This window comes from Acidocella sp., from assembly GCF_013044125.1.
Taxonomy (GTDB): Bacteria; Pseudomonadota; Alphaproteobacteria; order Acetobacterales; family Acetobacteraceae; genus Acidocella.
Genome location: NZ_JABEVC010000167.1, coordinates 1 through 3,170 on the forward strand (window position 1 = coordinate 1; position 3,170 = coordinate 3,170).

A 3,170-nucleotide genomic window follows, 5' to 3' on the forward strand; every position below is an offset into this window, starting at 1 on the left:
AACCGGATGATCCGCGCCGCCGCCGGTTTTTTGCCCGCGGCGTTTCCGGCCACATGGTCCGTGGCTGTGACGAGTTTATGCTCCCCTCACAGCCAGACCCATGCCGCCCGAGGCGCCGCTTAACCACCGGTTGAACGCGCAGTCATTCGATGCTTCCTCCCCCGGCTTGCCGTGTTTGTGGAGTTGTTGAGATGTTTGATAAATATTTTCGTAAAGAGCTGGACTGGGCCGGCAAGACGCTGACCCTGGAGACCGGCAAGGTCGCCCGCCAGGCTGATGGCGCCGTGGTTGCCACCTATGGCGACACAGTGGTGCTGGCCACCGTTGTTGGTGCGAAATCGCCCAAGCCGGGGATCGATTTTTTCCCGCTGACCGTGAACTACCAGGAAAAATTCTTTGCCGCCGGGCGCATCCCGGGCGGGTTCTTCAAGCGTGAGGGCCGCCCAACCGAGAAGGAGACGCTGGTCTCGCGCCTGATCGACCGCCCGATCCGTCCGTTGTTCCCGCAGGGGTTCAAGAACGAGGTTCAGGTTATCGTCACCGTGCTGAGCCACGACCTTGAGAACGACCCGGACATCGTGGCGCTGGTCGCCGCCTCCGCGGCGCTCACCATTTCGGGCATTCCCTTCTTTGGCCCGGTTGGGGCGGCGCGCGTCGGCTATATTGATGGCCAGTATGTGCTCAACCCCACCACCCCCGAGAAGGAAGAGAGCAAGCTCGACCTCGTGCTGGCCGGTACGGTCGAGGGCGTGCTGATGGTGGAATCGGAGGCCTCCGAGCTTTCCGAGGAGATCATGCTCGGCGCCGTGACCTTTGGCCATGCCGCGTTCCAGCCGGTGATCCAGGCGATCATCGAACTGGCCGAACATTCCGCCAAGGACCCGTGGGCGCTGCCGGAAGTCTCAGACGAGACCAAGGTGCTGGCCGCGCGCGTTGACGCGCTGACCCGCGAGCCCCTGCGCGCCGCTTATACCGAGACGGTGAAGCAGATCCGCCAGGAGAAGATTTCGGCTGCCAAAAAGGCCGCCGCCGTGCTGCTGACCGAGGAAGGCCTGGACGCCGAGAAGGCCAAGAGCCTGTTCAAGGAGCTGGAAGCCGACATCGTGCGCAACAACATCCTGAACACCGGCCTGCGCATTGACGGCCGCGACACCAAGACCGTTCGCCCGATCATGGCTGAAGTGGGCGTGCTGCCGCGCACCCATGGTTCGGCGTTGTTCACCCGCGGCGAAACCCAGGCGCTGGTGATCGCCACGCTGGGCACCGCGCAGGATGAACAGGTGATCGACGCCGTGGAAGGCGAGTTCCGCGAGCATTTCATGCTGCATTACAACTTTCCTCCGTTCTCGGTCGGTGAGACTGGGCGCATGGGCTCGCCCGGCCGCCGCGAAATCGGCCACGGCAAGCTGGCCTGGCGCGCGGTGCATCCGCTGCTGCCCGGCAAGGACAAGTTCCCCTACACGCTGCGCGTGGTCTCCGAGATCACCGAGTCCAACGGCTCCTCCTCGATGGCAACCGTCTGCGGCACTTCGCTGGCGCTGATGGATGCCGGCGTGCCGCTGGCCCGTCCGGTGGCGGGTATCGCCATGGGGCTGATCAAGGAAGACCACGGCTTTGCCGTACTGTCTGACATTCTGGGCGATGAGGACCACCTCGGCGACATGGATTTCAAGGTGGCCGGAACCGAAGCGGGTGTGACCTCGCTACAGATGGACATCAAGATCACCTCCATCACGCCCGAGATCATGAAAATCGCGCTGGAGCAGGCCAAGGGCGGGCGTTTGCACATCCTGGGCGAAATGGCCAAGGCGTTGACCTCCGGCCGTGAGGGCGTGTCCTCCAACGCGCCGAAGATCACCGTGATCCAGGTGCCCAAGGACAAGATCCGCGACATCATCGGCACCGGCGGCAAGGTGATCCGCGAGATCGTCGAGCAGACCGGCGCGAAGATCGACATCGATGACGACGGCACGGTGAAGATCGCGGCCAGCGACGACAAGAAGGCGCAGGCGGCGATCGACAAGATCCGCGGCATCATCGCCGAGCCGGAAGTCGGCGTGATCTATAACGGCAAGGTTGTGAAGACCGCCGATTTCGGCGCCTTCGTGAACTTCCTGGGGGCGAAGGATGGGCTGGTGCACATCTCTGAACTCGCCGCCACCCGCGTTGCCAAGACCACCGATATCGTCAAGCAGGGCGATAGCGTGAAGGTGAAAGTCATCGGCTTCGATGACCGCGGCAAGGTCAAGCTCTCGATGAAGCAGGTTGACCAGGCGACGGGCGAGGATATCTCCAAGCGCGAAACCGCCGAGTAATCGGCAACTGGCCGCCGGTTGGCTGGCCGCGAACGGCGCCCCGCAACGGGCGCCGTTTTTTTTATGCGCGCGTTTTATGCGCCAGACGATCCGGTGCGCGGCGCGGGGATGAGCACGGCAGCCCCCTCCAGCCGGCCAGCGCGCAGATCATCCAGCGCCTGGTTGGCCTGGCGCAGCGGGTAGAGGGTGGTGTGCGTGATGATGCCGATTTCCGGCGCCAGACGCAGAAACTCGACCCCATCCTGGCGGGTGAGATTGGCCACCGAGACAAGCTTCCGCTCTTCCCAGAGCAGCCGGTAGGGGAAGCCTGGAATGCCGCTCATGTGTATGCCCGCGCACACCACGCGCCCGCCCTTGCGCACGGCCCGCAGCGCCAGCGGCACAAGCTCACCGGCGGGGGCGAAAATGATCGCCGCGTCCAGTGGTTCGGGCGGCGGCGCGTCCGAGCCGCCGGCCCAGACCGCGCCCAGGTGCCGGGCGAATGCCTGCGAGGCGTCATCTCCCGGCCGGGTGAAGGCATACACCGCGCGCCCCTGCCAGCGGGCGATCTGCGCCACGATATGCGCGGCGGCGCCAAACCCGTACAGGCCCAGGGTTTTGCCCTTTCCCGCGATGCCAAGCGCGCGCCAGCCGATCAGCCCCGCGCAGAGCAGCGGCGCCAGCGAGGCATCGCTGCCCTCCTCGCCCAGAGGAAAGGCGTATTGCGCGTCGGCGATGCAGGCGGTGGCGTAGCCGCCGTCGCGGGTGTAGCCGGTGAACAGCGGGGCATCGCACAAATTCTCGCGCCCGCCGGTGCAATAAGGGCAAACGCCGCAGGTATGCCCAAGCCATGGCACACCCACCCGCTCGCCCAGC

At 65.1% G+C, this 3,170-nt stretch carries 2 protein-coding genes; one reads left to right on the forward strand and one right to left on the reverse strand.

The window, feature by feature from the left end; all coding sequences use genetic code 11:
* The first annotated feature begins 191 nt into the window (after positions 1-191).
* The gene (gene pnp / locus HKL97_RS10375; RefSeq protein ID WP_291425062.1) at positions 192-2,315 is read left to right on the forward strand and encodes a polyribonucleotide nucleotidyltransferase; all 2,124 of its coding nucleotides are present in this window, start codon (positions 192-194) and stop codon (positions 2,313-2,315) included.
* Between the two features lie 74 nt (positions 2,316-2,389).
* Here pnp and HKL97_RS10380 read toward each other — a convergent pair.
* Positions 2,390-3,170, reverse strand: a 781-nt coding sequence (locus HKL97_RS10380) for an alcohol dehydrogenase catalytic domain-containing protein (RefSeq protein ID WP_291425064.1), incomplete at its 5' end; no start/stop codon positions are given.

What these genes read in the sequence shown, in the direction of transcription:
- pnp (WP_291425062.1), top strand. Translation starts at nt 192, where the DNA reads ATGTTTGATAAATATTTTCGTAAAGAGCTGGACTGGGCCGGCAAGACG.